This is a genomic window from Caldanaerovirga acetigignens, assembly GCF_900142995.1.
Classification (GTDB): Bacteria; Bacillota; Thermosediminibacteria; order Thermosediminibacterales; family Thermosediminibacteraceae; genus Fervidicola; species Fervidicola acetigignens.
On sequence record NZ_FRCR01000005.1, the window covers coordinates 61,371 to 82,257 of the forward strand.

At 44.7% G+C, this 20,887-nt stretch carries 19 protein-coding genes; all 19 read right to left on the reverse strand.

Going from position 1 to position 20,887, the window contains the following annotated elements; translation table 11 throughout:
- Positions 1–65 precede the first annotated feature (65 nt).
- Positions 66–818 (reverse strand): phosphate ABC transporter ATP-binding protein PstB, encoded by a 753-nt coding sequence (pstB, locus tag BUB66_RS05085; RefSeq protein WP_143156224.1) that lies wholly within the window; start codon positions 816–818, stop codon positions 66–68.
- Complete coding sequence (gene pstA, locus BUB66_RS05090) at positions 818–1,702, reverse strand: phosphate ABC transporter permease PstA (protein WP_073255664.1); 885 nt, start codon at positions 1,700–1,702, stop codon at positions 818–820. The genes pstB and pstA overlap by 1 nt, the downstream gene beginning before the upstream one ends.
- A complete protein-coding gene (gene pstC / locus BUB66_RS05095; RefSeq protein ID WP_073255667.1) occupies positions 1,702–2,568 on the reverse strand; it encodes a phosphate ABC transporter permease subunit PstC in 867 nt (288 codons plus the stop codon). The genes pstA and pstC overlap by 1 nt, the downstream gene beginning before the upstream one ends.
- 130 nt (positions 2,569–2,698) lie before the next feature.
- Entirely contained in the window at positions 2,699–3,634 is a 936-nt protein-coding gene (locus tag BUB66_RS05100) for a PstS family phosphate ABC transporter substrate-binding protein (protein ID WP_073255670.1), read from the reverse strand.
- An 89-nt stretch (positions 3,635–3,723) separates the two neighbouring features.
- A complete protein-coding gene (guaA, locus tag BUB66_RS05105) occupies positions 3,724–5,262 on the reverse strand; it encodes a glutamine-hydrolyzing GMP synthase (RefSeq protein ID WP_073255673.1) in 1,539 nt (512 codons plus the stop codon).
- A 108-nt stretch (positions 5,263–5,370) separates the two neighbouring features.
- On the reverse strand, positions 5,371–5,949 hold the full coding sequence (locus BUB66_RS05110; RefSeq protein ID WP_073255677.1) for a 5-formyltetrahydrofolate cyclo-ligase: 579 nt from the start codon (positions 5,947–5,949) through the stop codon (positions 5,371–5,373).
- 118 nt (positions 5,950–6,067) lie between these two features.
- On the reverse strand, positions 6,068–7,438 hold the full coding sequence (gene lpdA / locus BUB66_RS05115) for a dihydrolipoyl dehydrogenase (protein ID WP_073255680.1): 1,371 nt from the start codon (positions 7,436–7,438) through the stop codon (positions 6,068–6,070).
- 33 nt (positions 7,439–7,471) lie between these two features.
- Positions 7,472–8,677 (reverse strand): dihydrolipoamide acetyltransferase family protein, encoded by a 1,206-nt coding sequence (locus BUB66_RS05120; RefSeq protein WP_073255959.1) that lies wholly within the window; start codon positions 8,675–8,677, stop codon positions 7,472–7,474.
- Between the two features lie 8 nt (positions 8,678–8,685).
- Complete coding sequence (locus BUB66_RS05125) at positions 8,686–9,684, reverse strand: ATP-NAD kinase family protein (RefSeq protein ID WP_073255962.1); 999 nt, start codon at positions 9,682–9,684, stop codon at positions 8,686–8,688.
- 56 nt (positions 9,685–9,740) lie between these two features.
- On the reverse strand, positions 9,741–10,712 hold the full coding sequence (locus tag BUB66_RS05130) for an alpha-ketoacid dehydrogenase subunit beta (protein ID WP_073255683.1): 972 nt from the start codon (positions 10,710–10,712) through the stop codon (positions 9,741–9,743).
- Positions 10,709–11,665 (reverse strand): pyruvate dehydrogenase (acetyl-transferring) E1 component subunit alpha, encoded by a 957-nt coding sequence (gene pdhA / locus BUB66_RS05135; RefSeq protein ID WP_244269762.1) that lies wholly within the window; start codon positions 11,663–11,665, stop codon positions 10,709–10,711. Before pdhA ends, BUB66_RS05130 begins: the two co-directional genes overlap by 4 nt.
- Positions 11,666–11,711: 46 nt before the next feature.
- Positions 11,712–12,089, reverse strand: a complete 378-nt coding sequence (locus BUB66_RS05140) for a Lin0512 family protein (RefSeq protein ID WP_073255689.1) — start codon at positions 12,087–12,089, stop codon at positions 11,712–11,714.
- Between the two features lie 172 nt (positions 12,090–12,261).
- The gene (locus BUB66_RS05145; RefSeq protein WP_073255692.1) at positions 12,262–14,226 is read right to left on the reverse strand and encodes a sigma-54-dependent Fis family transcriptional regulator; all 1,965 of its coding nucleotides are present in this window, start codon (positions 14,224–14,226) and stop codon (positions 12,262–12,264) included.
- A 327-nt stretch (positions 14,227–14,553) separates the two neighbouring features.
- A complete protein-coding gene (locus BUB66_RS05150) occupies positions 14,554–15,501 on the reverse strand; it encodes a DUF7916 family protein (protein ID WP_073255695.1) in 948 nt (315 codons plus the stop codon).
- On the reverse strand, positions 15,498–16,016 hold the full coding sequence (locus BUB66_RS05155; protein WP_244269754.1) for a PTS sugar transporter subunit IIA: 519 nt from the start codon (positions 16,014–16,016) through the stop codon (positions 15,498–15,500). Before BUB66_RS05155 ends, BUB66_RS05150 begins: the two co-directional genes overlap by 4 nt.
- A 66-nt stretch (positions 16,017–16,082) precedes the next feature.
- Complete coding sequence (gene nagE / locus BUB66_RS05160; protein WP_425291870.1) at positions 16,083–17,411, reverse strand: N-acetylglucosamine-specific PTS transporter subunit IIBC; 1,329 nt, start codon at positions 17,409–17,411, stop codon at positions 16,083–16,085.
- Positions 17,412–17,699: 288 nt separating this feature from the next.
- Entirely contained in the window at positions 17,700–19,058 is a 1,359-nt protein-coding gene (locus tag BUB66_RS05165) for a sigma-54 interaction domain-containing protein (RefSeq protein ID WP_143156219.1), read from the reverse strand.
- 186 nt (positions 19,059–19,244) lie between these two features.
- Positions 19,245–19,361, reverse strand: coding sequence for a MetS family NSS transporter small subunit (locus BUB66_RS12025; RefSeq protein WP_198409369.1), 117 nt, complete (start codon positions 19,359–19,361; stop codon positions 19,245–19,247).
- The gene (locus BUB66_RS05170; RefSeq protein WP_073255701.1) at positions 19,354–20,886 is read right to left on the reverse strand and encodes a sodium-dependent transporter; all 1,533 of its coding nucleotides are present in this window, start codon (positions 20,884–20,886) and stop codon (positions 19,354–19,356) included. The genes BUB66_RS12025 and BUB66_RS05170 overlap by 8 nt, the downstream gene beginning before the upstream one ends.
- Between the last annotated feature and the right edge of the window lies 1 nt (position 20,887).

Sequence of the window (20,887 nt, forward strand, 5' to 3'; positions counted from 1 at the left end):
CATAATTATTATAGCATAATTAAACTTTTCTGCACAACTTTTATATATTAAAAAAAACAGGCCTTTTATCCAAACCGGCCTGTTATAAAATCTTCCGTCCTCTTATCTTTCGGGACCGTAAACATACTGCTGGTCTCTCCGAACTCCACTAGATTTCCATCGAGCAAAAATGCAGTATAATCGGCAATCCTCGCAGCCTGCTGGATGTTGTGGGTTACGATTACGATAGTGAGCCTTTCTTTCAAATTCAGCAGCAGTTCTTCTATCCTAAGCGTCGAAACAGGATCGAGGGCCGAACAGGGTTCATCCAAAAGGAGCACTTCGGGTTCCAAGGCCAAGGCCCTTGCTATGCACAACCGCTGTTGCTGGCCGCCGGAAAGGACGTAGGCGTCATCTTTCAGCCTGCCCTTGACTTCTTCCCAAAGTCCTGCCCAGCGGAGTGACTTCTCGACCATATACGGGATATCTCCCGTATATCCGTTTATCTTTAGCCCGAAGGCAACGTTTTCGAAAATGCTTTTGGGAAATGGGTTGGGTTTTTGAAATACCATGCCTATTTTGAAGCGTATCTTTACGGGATCTACACCCGGCGCATAAATATTTTCGCCGCCGAAAAGGACCTCCCCGCTGACTTTAGCTCCCTCAACGATGTCTATCATCCTGTTCATGCATCTTAGCAAGGTGCTTTTCCCGCAACCCGAAGGCCCTATAATGGCAGTAATTTTATTTTTATAAATGTCAAGGTCAATGCCTTTTAATACTTCCCTATCTTTATAGCTGACTTTGAGATTTCGGATTGACAATGCTCTTTCCATCATCACACTTCCTTTATCCTTCGTTGGTACTTATTTCTAATCATTATGGCAACGAAATTCATCGAGAGCAAGACAAAAAGCAGCACTACTATGGCAGCCGCAGCTATGGCCCTGAAGTCTTCCTGGGGCCGCGACGTCCAGTTGTAAATCTGGATAGGGAGCACGGTGAACGAATCAAAGGGGCTTTTCGGCAAGGTCCTAATAAAAGTCAGCGCCCCAATCGGGATAAGAGGTGCCGTTTCGCCTATTGCCCTCGACAGGGCGAGAATCACGCCGGTCATTATCCCCGGAAGTGCCGTGGGTAGCACCACATAGCGCACTGTCTGCCATTTAGTCGCTCCCAGCGCATAAGCCGCTTCCCTCCATGAATCCGGCACAGCGCGGATGGCCTCCTGGGCCGATACTATGACAACCGGAAGCACCAAAATCCCCATTGTCAGCCCGCCAGCCAAAAGGCTCCTTCCGAGCTTCATCCACCGGACGAACACCGTAAGTCCCAGTATGCCGTATACTATCGACGGGACTCCTGCCAAATTGTAGATATTAAGCTGTATAAAAGAGACCAATTTGTTCTTTTTTGCATATTCTTCCAGAAATATCGCAGCGGCAATTCCTATAGGGATAGAGAAAGCAGCAGTTATTAAAATTACGTATATCGTGCCCAATAAAGCCGGAAAGATTCCCGCCTTTTCAGGGAAGCGGGATGGAAAGGAAGTTAGGAACTGTAAATCCAGCCAGCCCAAGCTGTCCAAAATTATTCTAAAAAGGAGGACGAAAAGCACCGTAACTCCGAAAAATGCAGAACCTGCAAATGCGAATTTTGACGTTGCGTCGATCCATTTTCGCCTCTCGAGGCGGGGACGGAATTTAACTTCTTGCGCCGACATCAATATACCTCCCTGTAGCGGCGGACTATTAAATTACCCACAATATTTAGAGACAACGTCATCGCAAAGAGCACGCTTGCAACCGCGTATACACTTTTATATTCAATCGAGCCAAAAGGCGCATCGCCCAACAAAACCTGTACGATGAAAGCCGTCATCGTCTGTATGCTTTCTAGAGGGTTAAAGGTAAGCTTCGGGGTGCTTCCAGCAGCAAGGGCCACTATCATCGTCTCGCCTATTGCCCTCGATATGGCTAGAATAAATGAGGCGACTATCCCAGAAGTCGCAGCGGGCAGCACTACCTTGCAGGAAACTTCAAGTTTTGTAGCCCCTAGAGCATAGGCCGCTTCTCTCAATGAGTTAGGCACCGATAACATGGCATCTTCGCTGAGCGACGAGACCATGGGAATCAGCATTATACCCATTACTATGCCCGCGCTTAACGCGTTAAAAACGTTGGCCTGCGGGAATACGGATCTTATAATGGGCGTGATGAAAGTTAGGGCGAAGTAGCCGTAAACTATACTGGGTATTCCGGCAAGTATTTCTAAGACCGGCTTAACCACCCGCCTTAAAGAATCCGGAGCGTATTCACTGAGGTACAAAGCACTGGCAAGCCCTACCGGCGCCGCCACCATCACCGCTATCAACGTCACAAGAGCCGTCCCGCAGATAAGCGGCAATATGCCGTAATGTGCCGGGGTAAAAAGGGGAGTCCACCTTGTCTGTGTCAAAAACTCCTTTATGGTGACTTCTTTGAAAAAACCGGCAGTCTCTTCTAAAAGCGAAAAAACTATACCTATCATTATTAACACCGAAGCCGAAGCTGCTGATGCCAAAATAACCTTGATAAATTTTTCCTTCATTTATAAATTCCTCCAAGAAGTTAATTTTGGCTTAAACAATTTTTTACAAAAATTTAAAGATTAAAAGGGCAAAAAATCCGACGGCTCGAGTTTCACCCCGGCCGCCTAATTTTTTTCAAGGGGGAGCTGGCTACTTTAATTTGCTGAGATTTTCATTATATACGTCCTCGGCCATGGGGACGTACCCTACTTCGCTTGCAAGTTTCCCCGCATTTTTCATGTAAAAATTGACAAATTCTTTCACTTCGGGACGCTCCAACGATTTTTTGTTTACGTAGATGAATAGCGGTCTCGACAGGGGCTTATAAGTGCCTTCCCTTATTGTATCCATAGTTGGCTCAACAGGTCCTGTGCCGCTATCAATCTTAACCGCTTTTAATCTATCCATGTTTTCCAAGTAGTACGCAAATCCGAAGTACCCAAGGGCGTACTTGTCCTGGCTCACTCCCTGGACCAAAACATTGTCATCTTCACTGGCAGTGTAATCGAAGCGGCTCTCCCTGGCCTTCCCGTTGACTGCCTCGGTGAAATATTCGAATGTCCCAGAGTCGGTTCCCGGACCGTAGAGGTTAATCTTCTGTTCAGGCCATCCCGGCCTTATGTCGCTCCATTTTGTGACTTTGCTGTCAGGCGACCATATCTTTTTCAATTCTTCGATCGTCAAGCTGTCAACCCAGTCGTTTTCCTTATTGACAACTACCGTAATGCCGTCGTAGGCTACCGGAAGTTCGATGAATTCAATGCCGTTTTGTTTTGCCTTTTCGATCTCTTCCTCTTTTATAGGACGAGAAGCGTCATTTATGTCTATTTCTCCAACCACAAACCGCTTAAATCCTCCACCTGTGCCGGATACTCCTACTGTGACGTTCACTTCCGGATAAATTTTCATGAACTCTTCCGCTACCGCTTCAGTAATAGGGTACACGGTGCTAGAGCCGTCGATCTCGATGTTCCCGCTTAAAGTCGAATTTCCTTCACCTCCATCATTCCTGCCACCGCAGGCAGTGAGCACTAATAATGCTGAGAGGAACAATAAAAGCAGGGGTCTTATTTTTTTGGACGTCACACTACCTCTCCTCTCAAAAATATTTTCACCACCAGTATACAACCCCTGCGTTAATATAAAATTAATGATTTGTTAATCTTATGTTAATTTTACTCCCACTCTATAGTAGCAGGCGGTTTCGAGGTTATATCAAAAACCACCCTGTTTACTCCTGGAACTTCGCCTGTTATCCTCCTTGAAATTTTATCCAGCACATCGTAGGGAATTTTTGCCCAGTCGGCGGTCATCCCGTCCTCGCTCGTCACGGCCCGGACAGCTACAGTATAGGCGTAAGTCCTGCTATCTCCCATCACACCTACGCTTTTCACATCGGTGAGCACAGCAAAAGCCTGCCATATATCCCCGTAAAGCCCGGCTTTTTTTATCTCTTCCGTAACTATGGCATCAGCCTCCCGGACTATGCGCAATTTCTCGGTCGTTATCTCTCCCAATATTCTCACCGCAAGGCCCGGCCCCGGGAAGGGATGGCGAAATACTATTTCCTCGGGAAGGCCGAGCTTCAAGCCCACTTCCCTTACCTCGTCTTTGAAAAGGTCTCTCAGGGGTTCGATGAGCTCGAAATCGAGATTTTCTGGAAGGCCTCCCACGTTGTGGTGGCTTTTTATCACTGCAGCCGTCTTAGTTCCGCTTTCTATTACGTCAGGGTATAAAGTCCCCTGCACTAAAAAGTCAATCCTGCCTAGCTTTTTTGCCTCATCTTCAAAAACTCTTATGAATTCTTCGCCTATAATTTTCCTCTTCGTTTCGGGATCTGTAACGCCTTCTAGCTTTTTCAAAAATCTCTCTTTAGCATCCACCACGATGAGGTTCATCTGAAACTTTTCCCTGAAGGTATTTTCCACCTGCTCCTTTTCGCCCTTTCTTAGAAGGCCGTGGTCTACGAAAATGCAGGTTAGGTTGTCGCCGATAGCCCTGTGGGCAATTACCGCAGCGACCGAAGAATCGACCCCTCCGCTCAAGGCGCAGAGGGCCCTTTTGTTTCCCACCCTTTCCCTTATGAGCCTTACCTGTTCCTCCACGAAAGCCTCTGCAGTCCAGGAGCCGCTGCAGCCAGCTATTTTATAAAGGAAATTCGAAAGGATTTTTTTGCCGTCTGGGGTGTGAACCACCTCGGGGTGAAACTGAACGCCGAATAAATTTTTCCCATTGCTCACTGCTGCGTGCGGTGTAATCTGGGTAAAAGCAAGCGTTTTAAATCCTTCGGGGAGCTCGACAATGGAGTCTCCATGACTCATCCATACCTGAATCTTCTTTTCGAGGCCATCAAAAAGGCCTCCTTCTTCTACTACAGAAAGTTCCGCCCTGCCGTATTCCCCTGCCCTCGCCGCTTCCACCCTGCCTCCCAGCAGGTGGCACATAAGCTGCATCCCGTAACAGATTCCTAGAATCGGAATGCCCGTTTCAAAAAGCCTTTTGTCGCAGTGCGGCGCGTCTTTTGAGTATACGCTGGCCGGGCCGCCGGAAAGGATTATGGCTTTTGGTTTTTTATCCAGTAGCCTTTCTAACGGAGTATCGTAGGGCAGTATCTCGGAATATATGTGGGCTTCCCTCACCCTTCGGGCTATGAGCTGGCTGTACTGGCCACCGAAATCCAAAATCACAACCGTTTCCCTATCTTTTAAAGGCAACACCACTCCTCCTTCTCTAAATGCGTTCTTTTTATCCTACTCTCTTAATATTATTACATAATTCACGTATTTTTTCTATCCTGTTTTTATATAATGTTCGTAATGTTCTCATGCAAACGTATACAGCCGTTTTTCCGTCAATAGAGCATCCATTCTGACATCGTGGTCCTCTGTCGGCAATAAATCTACAAGCTGCATTTCAAAAGCTACCGCTATCTTTTTAACTCCTTCCCGGAGCTTTGGCAAAAACCTGTCGTAGTAGCCAGCCCCGTACCCTAACCGGTAACCCCTTCTGTCGAAGGCAATGCCTGGAACCACCACCAGGTCTATTTCGCCGGGGTCTATCCGATTTTCGTCATTTTCAGGCTCTAGAATGCCAAAAACTCCACAGGAAAGTTCACCGAGGTTTTTTATCTCTATCGCCAAAAGCCCCTCGCCTTTCACCGTCTTTGGCACGGCCACCCTTTTTCCCATTGAAAGGGCCTTTTCAATAGCATCCTTTGTCATCACTTCGTTTCTGCAGTCCACGTAAAACATGACAAAGCCGGCTTTTTTGAAGTCCTCCAGCTCGAAAAGGCTGGACATTATCTTTGCACTCTTTTCCCTCACCTCTTCTTCCGAGAGCCTTGACCTTTTTTCCAGATAATCGCACCTCAACCTTTTCTTCAGCTCTTTTTCATCCGCCATCAAACCACCTCATTGTGTAAGGAAATTTAAAGCGGCAAACCCTGTTGCCGCTTCTTTTTGACTATTATATCATTTTGGGGCAGATTCATAAAGAAAAAGTAAATATAGATAATCAGTCTCATAAATTATTTGATGTTCGGACCTTATTTATAGGCAAACCCAATATATCTTCACACGCTTCCTTTATACACTCCGATATGGTCGGGTGCGCATGTATCGTCTCCGCTATTTCCTCTGCCGTAAATTCTTCCTTTATAGCCAGCACGCCTTCGTGTATTATTTCCGTGGCATCCCTGCCGATAACTTCCATTCCCACTATCTGGTTGTATTTTGCTTCGGCTATCATCTTTATTAAGCCATAATCTTCTCCCATAGTCAGCGCTCTGCCTGAGGCCGAATAGGTAAAGGTTCCTACTTTGATATCCCCGTATTTTTTTCTGGCTAGAGTCTCATTCAACCCCACCCACGCAATCTCCGGTTCTGTATATACGCAGCTCGGCACGACCTTCATGTCGGCCTTCCTTTTTTCTCCAACGGCATTGTGAGCTGCAATTATGCCCTGATAGGCTGCCACGTGGGCAAGCTGTATTCCTCCTGTTACATCTCCCACTGCGTATATGTTGTCAATATTCGTCCTCATAAAGTCATCCACTTTTATTCCTTTTCCTTCCATCTGCAGCTTGAGCACTTCAACGCCGTTCACGTTTGCTACCCTTCCCACTGCCACCAGTACCGCATCGCACTCCAGCCGTTCGGTATTCCCGCCTTTTGTAAACACCACTATCGGGCCCTCTTCTATCTTTTCAACCCTGCTGTTGAGATGTAGCTCAATTCCCCTATCTTCGAGGGCGCTCTGCAATATACCGGCTATGTCCCTGTCTACCATGGGCAACATCTCCGGCAGCATTTCTATTACGGCGACCTGGCTGCCCAACGAGCTATATATATTGGCAAACTCAAGCCCTATTATCCCCGCTCCTATTATCGCGACTCTCTCCGGTACCCTTTCCAGCTCGAGGGCCCTGTCACTGGTCATGACGCCGGGAAGGTCAATACCCGGCACCGGTGGAAAAAGTGTTTTTGAACCTGTAGCTATGATGAATTTTTCTGCTGTGTATTTCCTGTCCACCTGTATTGTGTTTCTGTCGAGAAATTTGGCTTTGCCCTTTATGACGTCCACGTCGTACGCCCTCATAAGGTAGCCCACGCCGCCCACGAGCCTTTCTATCACTTTCTCTTTTTTCGCTCTCAGTTTATTAACGTCGAGAGTATACTGGGCTGCTATACCAAACTGCCCGGCCTTTTTTATTTCATTTATTATCGATGCGGCGTGCGCATAAACCTTAGTAGGTATACAGCCTCTGTTAAGGCACGTGCCACCTAATGAATTTTCCTCTACCAGGGCAACCCTTGCTCCCAGTTCACTCGCCCTTATGGCAGCCGTATAACCGCCAGGTCCGCCTCCTATTACTATTACGTTGTAGTCCATGCTTTACCACCTCACCCCGCAAAATGCAAATCTCTACAGAGCCAGTACTGCAGGATTTTCTAGTATACGCTTGAGATCCATCAGGAATTTGGCAGCCGTCGCGCCATCTATAAGTCTGTGATCGAAAGACAGACTCAGCATCATAACCTGTCTTATAGATATACTGTCTCCCACCACGGAGGGTTCTTTGTATATCGTATTAACTCCCAATATAGCGCTTTCCGGCGGATTTATAATAGGCGTAAAGCTATCTATACCGTACATGCCGAGATTCGTTATGGTAAACGTGCCATCTTTTATTTCCTCGGGAGATAATTTATTTTCCCTGGCCCTAGCACTCAGGTCTTTTATCATATTGGAGAGCTCCGTAAGGGATTTTGCCCCGGCATCCTTTATCACCGGAACTATTAACCCATTTTCTAGAGCAACTGCTATTCCGAGATTTATTTTTTCGTGCTGGATTATATACTCTCCTTCAATAGACCAGTTTATTACAGGGTTTCTTTTGAGTGCAAGCACACACGCTTTAGCTATTAAGTCGGTATAAGTAAATTTCTCATCACCAAACTTATTAAGCTCTTCTCTGAACTTAACAAGTTCGGTAACATCAACTTTAATATTCTCCGTGACATGAGGAGCATTAATCCAGCTATTTTTCATCCTCTCGGCGATGACCCTTCTCATATTGTCCATTGGCACTCTTTTTACAGATCCCGTGTCCTCCTCAACCGCCGCAGGGCTCTCTTTCTTTACATTAATTCTATTTTCCATATATTTCCTTACGTCTTCCTCGGTAATTCTGCCACCGGGTCCGGTACCGGCAATGAGGGAAAGATCCACATTGTTCTCTTTTGCAATCTTTCTGGCCAAGGGCGTGGCTTTTACAAACTTTTCCTGATTATTTTCTTCTTCCGTTGTTTTAAGCCTATCGGCCTGTACAGCCACGGCAGAAGGAGAAGTACTTGTAGGACCTGCCTCATCTTCTACCGGGAGTTTTTCACCTTCAGCCAGGATAATACCGATCGGAGCAGCTACAGGTACAACAGCGCCTTCACTTACCAAAATTTTCCCCAAAATCCCATCTGCAGGAGATTCAACCACATTGGTAATCTTTTCGGTGGAGACTTCGGCTACCTCTTCCCCTTTTGCTACTTTTTCCCCAACTTTTTTCAGCCATTTAGTTAAAATTCCTTCTTTCATAGTGAGACCAAGTTTTGGCATCACTATATAAACCGCCATATACGCCATCACACCTTTCGAAAAAAATCAGTTTTTTGAGCGATCTCTAAAGTCTTCCTGATATCTACCTGATAAGGTCCGTTCCTTGAAATCCTGAATAAAATACAGTCACCTGCTCTGACGGGTATTTCTCTTTCACCATCAAGGGCTATAATACCTCCATTCTCGGCATAGTAAATATAATCTTCATTCAGCTTCAACAAATTAAATTTTTTTACGTTTACCTTTTTTAAAACTCCTGGTGCTATAGGCGCCAGGATGGTTTCCCCCTCTGTCCCTAACTGTATGTGAGCCCCAACGTCTTCCCTGTCATCAATTATCTCCTTATAGCCCACTATTGAAGAAAACCCTATTGAAGCAGGATGAGCTCTGGTTACAAATATATCAGTTATGCTTTTTGGGTCCCATATAGCTTTTGCGCCGATAAAGCTTTCCTTTGAAATAACAGCATCTATTAGGGCAATATCTGCCAATTCCCTTCCTTTGTATATTTCTATCCGTTTGTTTTTATTGCATGTGGCAGCTTTGTCAAATAGACCTGAAGCTACAACAGCCGCAGCTATGCCGGCCACTGTTCCTTCTATCATAGATGGGTAGACGTTATTGGTGCCGGTTGATATCGGAAGCAGCGGCGTATCATTAATAACTTTGGCAATGGCCCTGTTGGTTCCGTCCCCGCCTAAAGACAATATGCAGCCGACGCCCTTTTTTTCCATCATACTGGTGGCAACCATAGAATCCTTGAAGCTAGCAGTTAGAGGCATGTCCAGTATTTCCACATCAGCTTTTAACTGTTTTAGATAGGCAAGGTCGCTCGCTGCCTTGTAGCCGATATTAAAAGTATCGGCCATTATATAAATCTTCTCAATTCCCAGCTCCTGGGATGCCAGTATTATTCTCTTTACAATATTTACTTTTTCATTGTTATCTATTATCGTCGCATGTGCAACCAACCTTCTTATATCCTTACCTGAGGCAGGATTTGCTATTATTCCAATTTTTTTCATGCCGTCCTCCATCAAGGTGAGGGGATAACTGAAGTTACCCCCTCACCTTTTTTAATCTATAAAATTGACTTCACCCCATTTATTATGTCAATTTCATTGGGTATTACATAGTTTTCAAGCAGAGTAGTGAAAGGTATCGGCACATTTAATGACCCTATTCTCACTATTTGAGCATCCAGATAATCAAAAATCTCTTCGGCAATTAGTGCAGCCAGTTCTCCTCCCCATCCGCCTCTCTTAACCTCTTCCGTAACTATAACTACCCTATGGGTCTTCTTTACAGAGCTAAAGATCGTCTCCTTGTCCAACGGGAAAAGCGTCCGGGGATCAACGATTTCCGCTTCTATACTTTCTTTTGCAAGCTCCTTTGCCGCATTTAACGCCTTATGGACCATTAAACCTGTAGCCACTATAGTTACGTCACTTCCGGGCCTTTTTACATCGGCAACTCCGAGAGGAATCGGCTCATTCTCATCCGGGACCTCTCCTTTTAAATTATATAGAAGCTTGTGTTCTATAAATGCAACAGGATTATCATCCCTTATGGAGGAAATGAGCAATCCCAAGGCATCTTTGGGGGTTGAAGGATATACTACTTTAATGCCCGGCACGTGGGTCAACCAGGCCTCAAGGCACTGCGAATGCTGAGCCGCCGCCTGCAGCCCTCCACCTTCGGGAAGTCTTATAACCATTGGCAAAGAAATTTTTCCACCAAACATGTATCTCATCTTCGCTGCCTGGTTTACCAGTTGATCCATAGCAACGGTAACAAAATCCATAAACATTATTTCTGCTATCGGTCTCATACCCGTCGCAGCAGCGCCTACTGCGACGCCGGCTATGGCTTCCTCCGATATCGGAGTATCCCTTACCAATTCCTCTCCAAATTCATCGACAAGACCCTGGGTGACGCCGAAGCATCCACCGAATTTCCCTACATCTTCACCTAATATGAATACCCGCGGGTCCCTCTTCATTTCATTCCTTATGGCTTCCCTTATAGCTTCAGCATACGTTAATTGTCTCATCTTACTCTCCCTTCCTCCACAAGGTCTGTATAGACATCTTCAACAGCAGAAGTCTCCTCAGGATAGGGGCTCTCTTCTGCAAACTTTACAGCTTCCTCAAGTTCTCTTATTATGTTTTCTTCAATATCTTTTAATTCTTCCTCTGTGGCGATGTTATTGTCCAATATATACCGAACCAACCTGGGTATAGGATCCCTTTCCATCCATTCTTCCACTTCTTCCTTGGGCCTGTACACCGTCGGATCTCCTTCAAAGTGACCTCTCCACCTGTAAGTCTTGCACTCAATAAGTGTCGGCCCAGCACCCTCTCTTGCTCTTTTTACAGCTTCCCGTGCAGCTTCATAAACGGCCAGCACGTCATTGCCGTCTACCGTTACTCCGGGGAAGCCATAAGCCATTGCCCTGTCAGCTATATCGGCTATTGCCTGGTGCTTATCCTGCCTCATGGATATACCATAAAGGTTATTCTCACATACAAAAACAACAGGCAATTTCCATATTGAAGCAATGTTTAGAGCCTCGTGAAAAGTTCCCTGATTAGAAGCTCCATCGCCGAAGAAGCACACCGTAACTTGATCTGTGCCCCTCAATTTTGCCGACAGCCCCGCACCGCAAGCTATAGGAAGGCCACCGCCCACTATACCATTAGCACCTAAAATTCCTTTTTGTACATCGGCAATATGCATAGAGCCCCCCTTACCTTTACAGTATCCCGTCACCTTACCGTAGAGCTCAGCCATCATAAATTTGAGGTCGCCACCCTTGGCGATCAGATGTCCATGGCCTCTGTGAGTGCTGGTTATATAGTCTTTATCCGTCAAATTTTCGCAAACTCCTACAGCAGTGGCCTCCTCACCTATATACAAATGAACGAAACCAAGAATCTTTCCCTGGGCAAATAACTCCGAAACCCTCTCCTCAAACTTCCTTATCTTATTCATTTTGGTGTACATATCAAGAAACAATTCTTTTGTTAAATCCACAAATACCCCTCCTTCCTTATTCTATGCCTACCGTTATACAGGCAACAGCAACTTCTATACTGTCATTTATGTCTCCAAATTGAGTCAGATTGAGACCCGAAACACTCATTCCCCCTTCAACCGCTTTTACAGACTTTTTCCCAATTGGTAATAATTCTTTTATGGCATCTTCATCAATCTCTTCAGGTCTCGATACCGCCACCGTAACTTCTACAATCACATCGTCCAGGTTCTCAATGTTTAAAATTTCAGTAAGCCCACACAGGCAACTGTGTGAAATCGCATCTTTCACAGCTTTTTTGGCCGCATTGTTCACATCCTGTCCATGGAGGTCAACTCCATATCCAAATTCGATCACAAATCTTCTTATAAAACCACCTCCTCTCGTGCTCATATTTTTCCACCTTGAAACTTTTATATGGCTTTATTTCCATGCTTATAGGTGCAAAACTCGTGCCAAACAAAAAAGCCCGCATTTTTGCGGGCTCTAGGTCAACGCGTCTCAGTTATGACACAGCGCCTTTTCTCATTATTGATATAATACAGATTTCTAAAACTATATAAACCTAATTAAAAATCTCACTTTGATTCATTTTTATGGACTTCAAGTCTATATTATATTTTCTAATCTTTCGATACATCGTAGCCCTGCTTATATTAAGAAGTTCAGCCGCTCTGTTTACATTACCTTTGCAATTCAAAAGTGCATTTTTAACATTTTCTCTTTCGAGAGCCTCAAAAGGAAGAACCGAATCTAAATTAATTTTGCCCTTTTTCACACTTCGAAGTATGTTATCCGGCAAATATTCTTCAGTAATAACATCTCCTTCACACAAATAATACGACCTTTCTATCGCATTCTGAAGTTCTCTGACATTTCCGGGCCAGTCATAATTCTTTAATTTTTCTATATAATCTTTGCCCAAAATCTTGGGATGAGCGATGTTTTTGTGATTTAGCCTTTCTATAAAATAGCGGGCCAGCAATTCTATATCCTCTTTTCTATCCCCCAGGCGCGGCAGTTTTATGTTTATAACATTAAGCCTGTAATAAAGATCTCCTCTAAAATTTTTCCTTTCCACCTCTTCCCTCAGGTTTCTGTTCGTAGCGGCTATGATTCTTACATTAAGCCTTTTTTCATAGGTCCCTCCAATCCTGGTAATCCTCTTATTATCCAGAACTCTCAGCAGTTTAGATTGCAGATCCAGTGGCAATTCTCCAATTTCATCAAGGAATATCGTACCGCCATCGGCCAATTCAAATTTGCCCGGATGACCTTCCTTCAATGCTCCCGTAAAAGCTCCTTTTTCATACCCGAAGAGTTCGCTTTCGACCAGCTCCCTTGGAAGCGAAGCACAATTCACTGCAACGAACGGTCCCTGGGCACGTCTGCTGTAATTATGAATAGCCTGGGCGAATAACTCCTTTCCCGTCCCGCTCTCTCCTTCTATAAGGATATTGCAGTCACTCAATGCCGCCCTCTTGGCCGACTCTATGATCCTCTTCATCTCTTCATTTCTTGTTATTATATCCTCAAACCTGTAAGCTGCTTTATATCCCACTACTCTATTAACAACATTGTGAATATATTTTACTTCTCGAAAAGTTATGACAATTCCTATGCTTTTTTTGTTCGATACCACAGGAACCGCATTTACGCTGCACGCTATTCTCTTATCCTTCACATAAAAATTGCAATCTATGTCATAGTAAGGATTCCCTGATTTCAAAACAGTATTTACGAGATTCACATCCCGCAGCAAATCTTTAATATCTGCTTTCAAGATTTCCTCTAGCGTAAGCCCTAAAATTTTTGCAGCCATGTCATTTGCCTTTTTCACCTGTAAATTTTCATCCGTTATTATCATGCCTTCAGATATCGAATCATAAGTAGCATTTATAAGTTTATGCGATCTCATTAAAGCCATCTGTTTTTCTATCGAATAAGCACCAGCCAGAACTATACCCAAGGTATGAGGGTGAGCTTTATAACAGCTTCCTGACATATCGAGACATCCTATTATATTGCCTTCTTCATCATGGATAGGTGCCGCAGAGCATGTCCAGGAATGATGCGTTATACAGTAGTGCTCAGCACCTATAACCTGTACAGGTTTATCCGTAAATAAAGAAGTTCCTATGGCGTTTGTCCCGACCGCTTTTTCCGTCCACAGTGCACCTTTCACGAAGTTTAGTTCAACAGCCCTTTCCATAACTTCTTCGTCCCCGATGACATCTATCAGATAGCCATCTTTATCCACAAGTATTATTACAAAACCAGAACCTGCCACCATATTATATATGTTTTCCATTATCGGATGAGCTATTAAGATCAATTCTTCGTTTTCCTTTATCCTAAGCTCCAATAAATCTTTGCTTAATACTTTTCCAACTCCTCCCATAGGGTCTACTCCAAATTTTTTGCATCTTTTCCACGATTCAGCAATTATAGGTTTTATGAATGGATTTAGATTTCCGTTTTCTATGAAATCTTTCCAAGCCTTTTTAATAAATTCCAGGTAGTTTTCCAAAACTTTCACCCCCTTGCCCGACAGCTTGCCGTGCAATTTATTGTGTACAGTGATACTTCCCGTTTATATTATATCTTTTTTAAAAATTCATTACAATCCTTAAAAGACAATGTGGTTATTTTAGGAAAATGGGTATGAAAAATAATGTGCTTTTTCTAATGTCTAAAAATTAAGGTATACTGTATACAAATCTACAAACATTTTCTACTATTCAAAAAGCAGCAATAACTTAAGACTTGAGCATTCACAATGAATAAGGGAATTAGGTGAGATTTTAAAAAGTTATTATGACAGCCGCCATCCTTCCGAGGGATTTTTGTATAATAGCTACTTCCTCATTGAGTACGCCATTCTCCTGAAAGTATGCCTTTTCCCCCTTATGGCAATGGAAAGGGCCATTATGTTTTCCGGAAATGCTATCCCAGAATATCCAGCATCACCTATATGCTGGATGTCGGCTCCAGCCATTTTCGAGAGCAAAGCTATATTTTCTATAACTCCCGCCGTTGCCCCTTCCTGAGAGGTACCTATGGTGGTCATGGCAAGAGCTCCGGCTTTGTGGATTTTTTCTATCATTTGCTTTGCTAGCTCAAGGTCGACACCCACAACTGTCCCCGGCGCCGGAACAAGGACAACGTCGGCTCCGGCCTTCGCAAAATCACCCAAAGCCTCCGGATCGTAAATATTTTCACCGCCAGCAGCATGCATCTTGCCAGCCATTATTAAGACGTCTTCGCCCAATATTTTCCGGGCTTTTTCAATACCCTTCAGGATACCTTCTTTCGATACGCCGGTCTTCGGATTTCCGGTTATCACCACGTAGTCGAATCCCATTTCGACTACCTTTTCGAGGTTTTCCTCGCTCAATACTCTGCCACCGGGATAATCCTTGTCTTCCGGTACCGGCTCTAAATTTACGCCAATAAACCTTCCCACAATCTCCTTAATCTTTCGGGCATACCCCGAGATATCTCTTTTTTGCTCCAGCCTTTTCATCAATTGATTCAAACTTTCCAATCCAAGTGTAAGGTCGATTCCTTCATCGTCTATTCCGTACACGAAGGGCCTTTTAAGATCCAGCGTGTTCAAGGTTATAAGGTCCGCCCCGAAGGATGCCGCAAGTTCTACGTTGCTCACGCCATAGATAAGAGGCATCACAGCGATAACCGTCTCAGCCATCACCGTCCTTCCTTCGGACGCTTTTATGCAATCTATTATTTCTGATTTTTTCATAGTCATGAAATCGTTAAAGCCCAATTCAAAAATCCTTTTCATTTATTCTCATCCTTTCTTTTTAGAAAAACCTCAATTAGCACGTCCTGGCCTTTCTTGACTTCCTTTAGGCCGCTTAATTTTATCTTATCCACCAGGTCCATTTCAGGGATAACTAAAGGACTTACTATTGGAAAACCCTTATCTTTCATAAGTCCAATCTCAAACTCTACAAGAGGAGTCCCCTCCTTTACAGCTTGCCCTTCCGACACGAGAACCTTAAATCCTTCACCTTTTAGGTTGACTGTCTCTATTCCTATATGGATGAGCAGTGGAAGCCCTTCTTTTGATTCCACCACAAGAGCATGACCCGTCGGGAAAACCTGCTTTACTAAGCCATCGAATGGCGAAACCACCAATCCTTCGGAAGGCTCTATGGCTATCCCGTCACCCACCATTTTTGCGGAAAACACTTTATCCGGAACTTCCTCAAGGTCCACCACCTTTCCGCTCATCGGTGCCATGATTTTCACCACAGGGTCGCCTAGTTTATTTCTGCCAAAAATGCTAAAAAGCACTCTTTTGTCCCCCTTATTTTTAAATTTCGCGCGGCGAGTTTTACTCGCCGCGCTCTTTTTACTAGATTATAGCATTTTCTTTATCTCTTCTGCTATCAATTCAGCCTCGGTTCCTACTACAACCTGCAGATTTCCGCCGCCAAGCCTCATTACACCGGTCGCTCCTGCTTTTTTCAAAAGCTCTTCATCGACTGCCTTTTCGTCTTCAACCGTTAACCTCAAGCGGGTTATGCAGGCATCGAGGGATTTTATGTTGGCTTTGCCGCCAAGGCCCTTTAGAATCTTCTCTGCCCTTTCGCTTGCCTTTGCCGTAGTTTTAGTCTCGGTGGCCTCGCCTTCTATCCTGCCCGGCGTCGGCAAATCGTATTTCCTTATGATGTACCTGAAGATTGCATAATAGATGGCACCGTAGACAAGGCCGATAGGTATTAAAAGTATCGGTTTTGTGGCAAGCCCGTAATTTAAGACATAGTCGATAAGCCCTGCGGAAAAGCCAAAACCGTGCCTTATGCCAAAGGCATAAGTCAGTGCAAGGGAAACCCCGGTCAAAATCGCATGTATAGCATACAAAACAGGTGCAAGGAACATGAAGGAAAATTCTATCGGCTCCGTAATTCCGGTGAGGAACGAAGTCAGAGCGGCGCTAAAAAGCACTCCGCTTACAGCTTTCTTCTGCGAATCCTTAGCTTCGTGCAACATCGCAAGGCACGCTGCCGGAAGCCCGAAGAGGAAAATTGGGAAAAATCCCGTCATGAAGATACCGGCTGTCGGGTCGCCAGCAAAAAACCTGTGAAGGTCACCTGTGACTACTTTGCCCGCCGCATTGGTGTACTCGCCAAAAACGAACCACACAAGGCTGTTTATGACGTGGTGAAGTCCGAAGGGTATCAAAAGTCTGTTCAAAACCCCGAAGACGAATACGCCAAGCACACCGGCTCCGATTATCCACTCGCCTGCTGCGTAAATCGCCTTTTGAATGGGCGGCCACACAAAACCTAAAATTATGCCGAGGATTAACATTGTCGCCGAAGTCACTATTGGAACGAAGCGTCTTCCCCCGAAGAACCCGAGGAAGTCCGGAAGTTTTATGTCTTTGTACTTGTTGTAAAGTTGTGCCGCCACTATACCAGTTATTATTCCACCAAGAACGCCCATGTTTATGTCCTGGTTTATGGCCTTGAGAACATTTATGAGTACATAATATCCTACTCCTCCGGCAAGGGCTGCAGCTCCCGCACCGCCGGCAAGGCCCATCGATACTCCAAGGGCAAATATCAGCGGGAGGTTGTCAAAAATTGCCGCGCCGCCTGCCATTACCACCGGAATATTGAGCACATCCTCAGCTCCAAGCCTCAAAAGGAGTGCCGCGGCAGGCATCACTGCGATCGGCATCATAAGAGCTTTGCCCAATTTTTGCAGGCTGCCCAAAATACCTTTCACGGTTATGACCCCCTTTGAAAGATTTTAAATAGTAGTATTTGCTTTTTTATCGTTTTTCCAATCCACCACCTCCTTGCCAAAACAAAAAGCCGGGAAGGAAATATACTCCCTTCCCGGCTAATGCCCGCTTTTTTCGGTAACACGCCGGTTTCAAACCTGATATTATCTGCAATTGTAAAAACATTTGTGTATATATATTACCACATCACGATAATAAAAGCAACTATGAAAATCAGCACACCATCAGCATTTTATTCCGTATTCCTTTATTTTTCTATATAAGGTGGAACGGGGAATGCCCAGAATTTCTGCAACCTTCGTTTTATTTTTAAAAACTTTTATACTCTCTTCTATAACGCTTTTTTCTACTTCATAAAGTTTCGGCCACCGCTCTTTAAGTAAATCAAAATATTTATAAGTGTTTCCCTTAAGAAGGTAATCGGGCAGGTCCTCTACGGTTATCGAGCCGTCATCATCGATAATGAGGCTTTTTTCCAGGATATTTTCAAGTTCCCTGATGTTCCCAGGATAATCATAATTCAAAAGCAATTTCATTGCAGCCGATGCGACCTTCGGCTTTTCCTTGCCGAGCCTTGACGACAGTTTGTTCAAAAAATAGGAAATATAAAGGGGAAGGTCTTCCTTTCTTTCCCTTAAAGGCGGAAGGTCTATTTTTATTACGTTCAAACGGTAATACAGGTCTTCTCTGAACTTCTTTTCTTTTACCATCGTTTCTAAATCCCTGTTAGTAGCTGCTATCACCCTTACATCCAGTTTTATTTTCTGTGTGCCCCCTACCCTCATAATCTCCTTTTCCTGCAAGACCCTTAAGAGTTTTACCTGCAAAGCGAAAGGCATATCTCCTATTTCATCGAGGAAAATCGTCCCGCCGTTTGCTTGTTCAAAAAGACCGGGCTTGCCTTTAGACGATGCTCCTGTGAAGGCACCCCTTTCGTATCCAAAAAGCTCGCTCTCCAAAAGGTTTTCGGGTATAGCCCCGCAGTTTACCGCAACGAAGGGTTTATTTTTTCTTGTGCCTTTTTCGTGGATGAATTTTGCCACCACTTCCTTACCGGTGCCGCTTTCCCCTATTATCAGCACATTAGAATTTACATTGGCCGCTTTTAACGCGAGGGAAAAAGCCTTTTGCATTTTTGCGTTCTTGCCAATTATTGGCTCTTCATTCCCCATAAAGCTAGAAAGCTGAAGGGAAAGCTTATTTATCTTCTCTTGCGCTTTTATGAGCCTTGCGTTTAAAGTTTCAAGTTCCGTGATGTCTAGAAAGACCGAAATAGCCCCTATTAATTCGTTGCTCTCCTTGTCTTTTATAGGCACTATATTGGAAATTACGTACCGGTCGTTTACTCGGGTCTTTACCCCGAGCTTTTCCTTCCCAGTTTTTATCACTTCCGGGATGGAGGATTCCGGCGCCACATCTTTGACATATTTTCCTAAAATCTTGCTGTTTTCAAGGCCGGTAATCCTTTCATTTGCTTCGTTTACATAGAGCACTTTTCCATCCCTGTCGGCAATTACGATTCCCTCATGAACGTGGTTTAGAACGATTTCAATGCTATTTATCATTTCGGAAAGGATTTTCACTGGCGCACCCCCTTCCGCCCAAAATATCAGGTCTAGGTACTACTATTTTATCACAATTTTATAGCCTAGCTCTTTTCCTTTTATTCCCATAAATTAACTACACAAAAAACCTCTAGAGCAGGCACGGCGGCTAATATTTAGCCCCGCGTTGCCAAACTCCAGAGGCTTTTTATTCCGCAAACAAATTCATCTATTTGCCTTTCTTAAAGCGATGGAGATGAAGAGTGCAAGGCCTCCATAGAGCAGCGTAACGCCGAAAATAAGCATTGCTATCGCGCCGGGTTCCATTGCCCCGTTAGTCATTTTCAGACACCACCTTTTTGTCCGTTTGCAAGTAGGGGTCCATTTTGGTCCACGGCCTCGACGAAAGGTATAAAGCCGCAACAAGCATCCCTATCGCCGCACCCCAGCCAAGAATTACCACAGCGCTCATTGGATATCCGCCATAAGGCGCTTTGAACTCATTGACGATGTTTTGTATAAACATGTAACCCAAGATAGCAGGAGTGAGGTACTTCACGCAAAAGTCCAACCACCAGCCTATTTTGAAATCCGAATATCTGTTGGCGTGCTCTTTTATTTTATCCGTTCCGTACACGTATCCCAGCAAAATGGCCTCTATTAACCCCAAGAGGGCTATCCCGTAGTTTCCGACGAAGTGGTCTACGATATCGAGGATGTGAACGCCTGCGCCGGTAGCGATAAACATGCTTCCTAAAAATCCGCCGATGGATATCCTCGTTATTATACTCTCCCTCGACATATTGTACTTATCAAGGGCAGCGGTAGCAAAGGATTCCAACATGGAGATGCTAGAAGAAATCCCGGCTATGAACAGCGCAAAGAAGAAAATAATTCCGAAAATGCTCTGCAGGAACTTGGGCATTGGCAGCATACTTATGGCTTTTGGGAATGCTACAAAAGCCACACCTGCACCGCTTGTCGCTACCTCTTCAAAGGGCACTCCCGAAGCCACAGAGACATAGCCGAGGATGCTGAATACGGCAAGTCCCGCCATGAAATCGAAGCTGGAGTTTGAAAATACGGTAATAAACGAGTTGTTGACAATATCAGATTTTTCCGGCAAGTAACTTGCATAAGCTATCATAACGCCAACAGCCAAGGTAGTGGAAAAGAATACCTGAGCGTAAGCAGCTATCCATACCTTCGCGTTCATTATCTTTGAAAAGTCGGGCTTTAAAAACCAGTTGAGGCCATAAGCCGCACCGGGTAAGGTTAAGCCTCTTATTGTAATGATTACCATTAAAATTGCCAATAACGGAGTCATTACTTTGCAGGCTTTTTCAATGCCGCCTGATATTCCCTTTTTGGTAATGGTGTAATTCAAAAGCCATACGATTGCTACTCCTGCTGCTATATTCCACCTGAAGCCACCGAGGTCCCATGGGCCGCTGGACACTCCCAAAAATTTCCCGCCGAAAAAGGCGTTTGGATCGGCGCCCCACGCCTGCGTGATGGCAAATACAAGATAATTCAAGCTCCACGCAATTATAGCCGAATAATAGCACATCACTATGAGGGGCACCATAGTCTGCCACCAGCCGATAAATTCGTACTTCTTTCCGAGTTTTGCAAAAGAAAGGGTGGCTCCGCCTCGCATCTTATGGCCGAAGGAAAACTCCATAATCATAAGGGGCACTCCCGCAGTGAGGAGCGCAAAGAAATAAGGGAGGATGAAGGCGCCCCCTCCGTTTTGATAGGCCATGAAGGGGAAGCGCCAGAAATTCCCGAGGCCGACGGCAGCGCCTACAGTCGAAAAGATAAATCCAGCTCTCGACTTCCACTGATCCCTTTCAAAATTTTCCATA

Excerpts from the sequence above, each read along its gene's own strand:
- BUB66_RS05125 (WP_073255962.1), bottom strand. The coding sequence starts at position 9,684 with ATGAAAAAAATTGGAATAATAGCAAATCCTGCCTCAGGTAAGGATATA.
- BUB66_RS05170 (WP_073255701.1), bottom strand. The coding sequence starts at position 20,886 with ATGGAAAATTTTGAAAGGGATCAGTGGAAGTCGAGAGCTGGATTTATC.
- BUB66_RS05150 (WP_073255695.1), bottom strand. The coding sequence starts at position 15,501 with ATGAAAAGGATTTTTGAATTGGGCTTTAACGATTTCATGACTATGAAA.
- pdhA (WP_244269762.1), bottom strand. The coding sequence starts at position 11,665 with ATGTACACCAAAATGAATAAGATAAGGAAGTTTGAGGAGAGGGTTTCG.
- lpdA (WP_073255680.1), bottom strand. The coding sequence starts at position 7,438 with ATGGACTACAACGTAATAGTAATAGGAGGCGGACCTGGCGGTTATACG.
- nagE (WP_425291870.1), bottom strand. The coding sequence starts at position 17,411 with ATGATGCCGATCGCAGTGATGCCTGCCGCGGCACTCCTTTTGAGGCTT.
- BUB66_RS05120 (WP_073255959.1), bottom strand. The coding sequence starts at position 8,677 with ATGGCGGTTTATATAGTGATGCCAAAACTTGGTCTCACTATGAAAGAA.
- pstC (WP_073255667.1), bottom strand. The coding sequence starts at position 2,568 with ATGAAGGAAAAATTTATCAAGGTTATTTTGGCATCAGCAGCTTCGGCT.
- BUB66_RS12025 (WP_198409369.1), bottom strand. The coding sequence starts at position 19,361 with ATGACTAACGGGGCAATGGAACCCGGCGCGATAGCAATGCTTATTTTC.
- BUB66_RS05110 (WP_073255677.1), bottom strand. The coding sequence starts at position 5,949 with ATGGCGGATGAAAAAGAGCTGAAGAAAAGGTTGAGGTGCGATTATCTG.
- BUB66_RS05130 (WP_073255683.1), bottom strand. The coding sequence starts at position 10,712 with ATGAGACAATTAACGTATGCTGAAGCTATAAGGGAAGCCATAAGGAAT.
- pstA (WP_073255664.1), bottom strand. The coding sequence starts at position 1,702 with ATGTCGGCGCAAGAAGTTAAATTCCGTCCCCGCCTCGAGAGGCGAAAA.
- pstB (WP_143156224.1), bottom strand. The coding sequence starts at position 818 with ATGATGGAAAGAGCATTGTCAATCCGAAATCTCAAAGTCAGCTATAAA.
- BUB66_RS05140 (WP_073255689.1), bottom strand. The coding sequence starts at position 12,089 with ATGAGCACGAGAGGAGGTGGTTTTATAAGAAGATTTGTGATCGAATTT.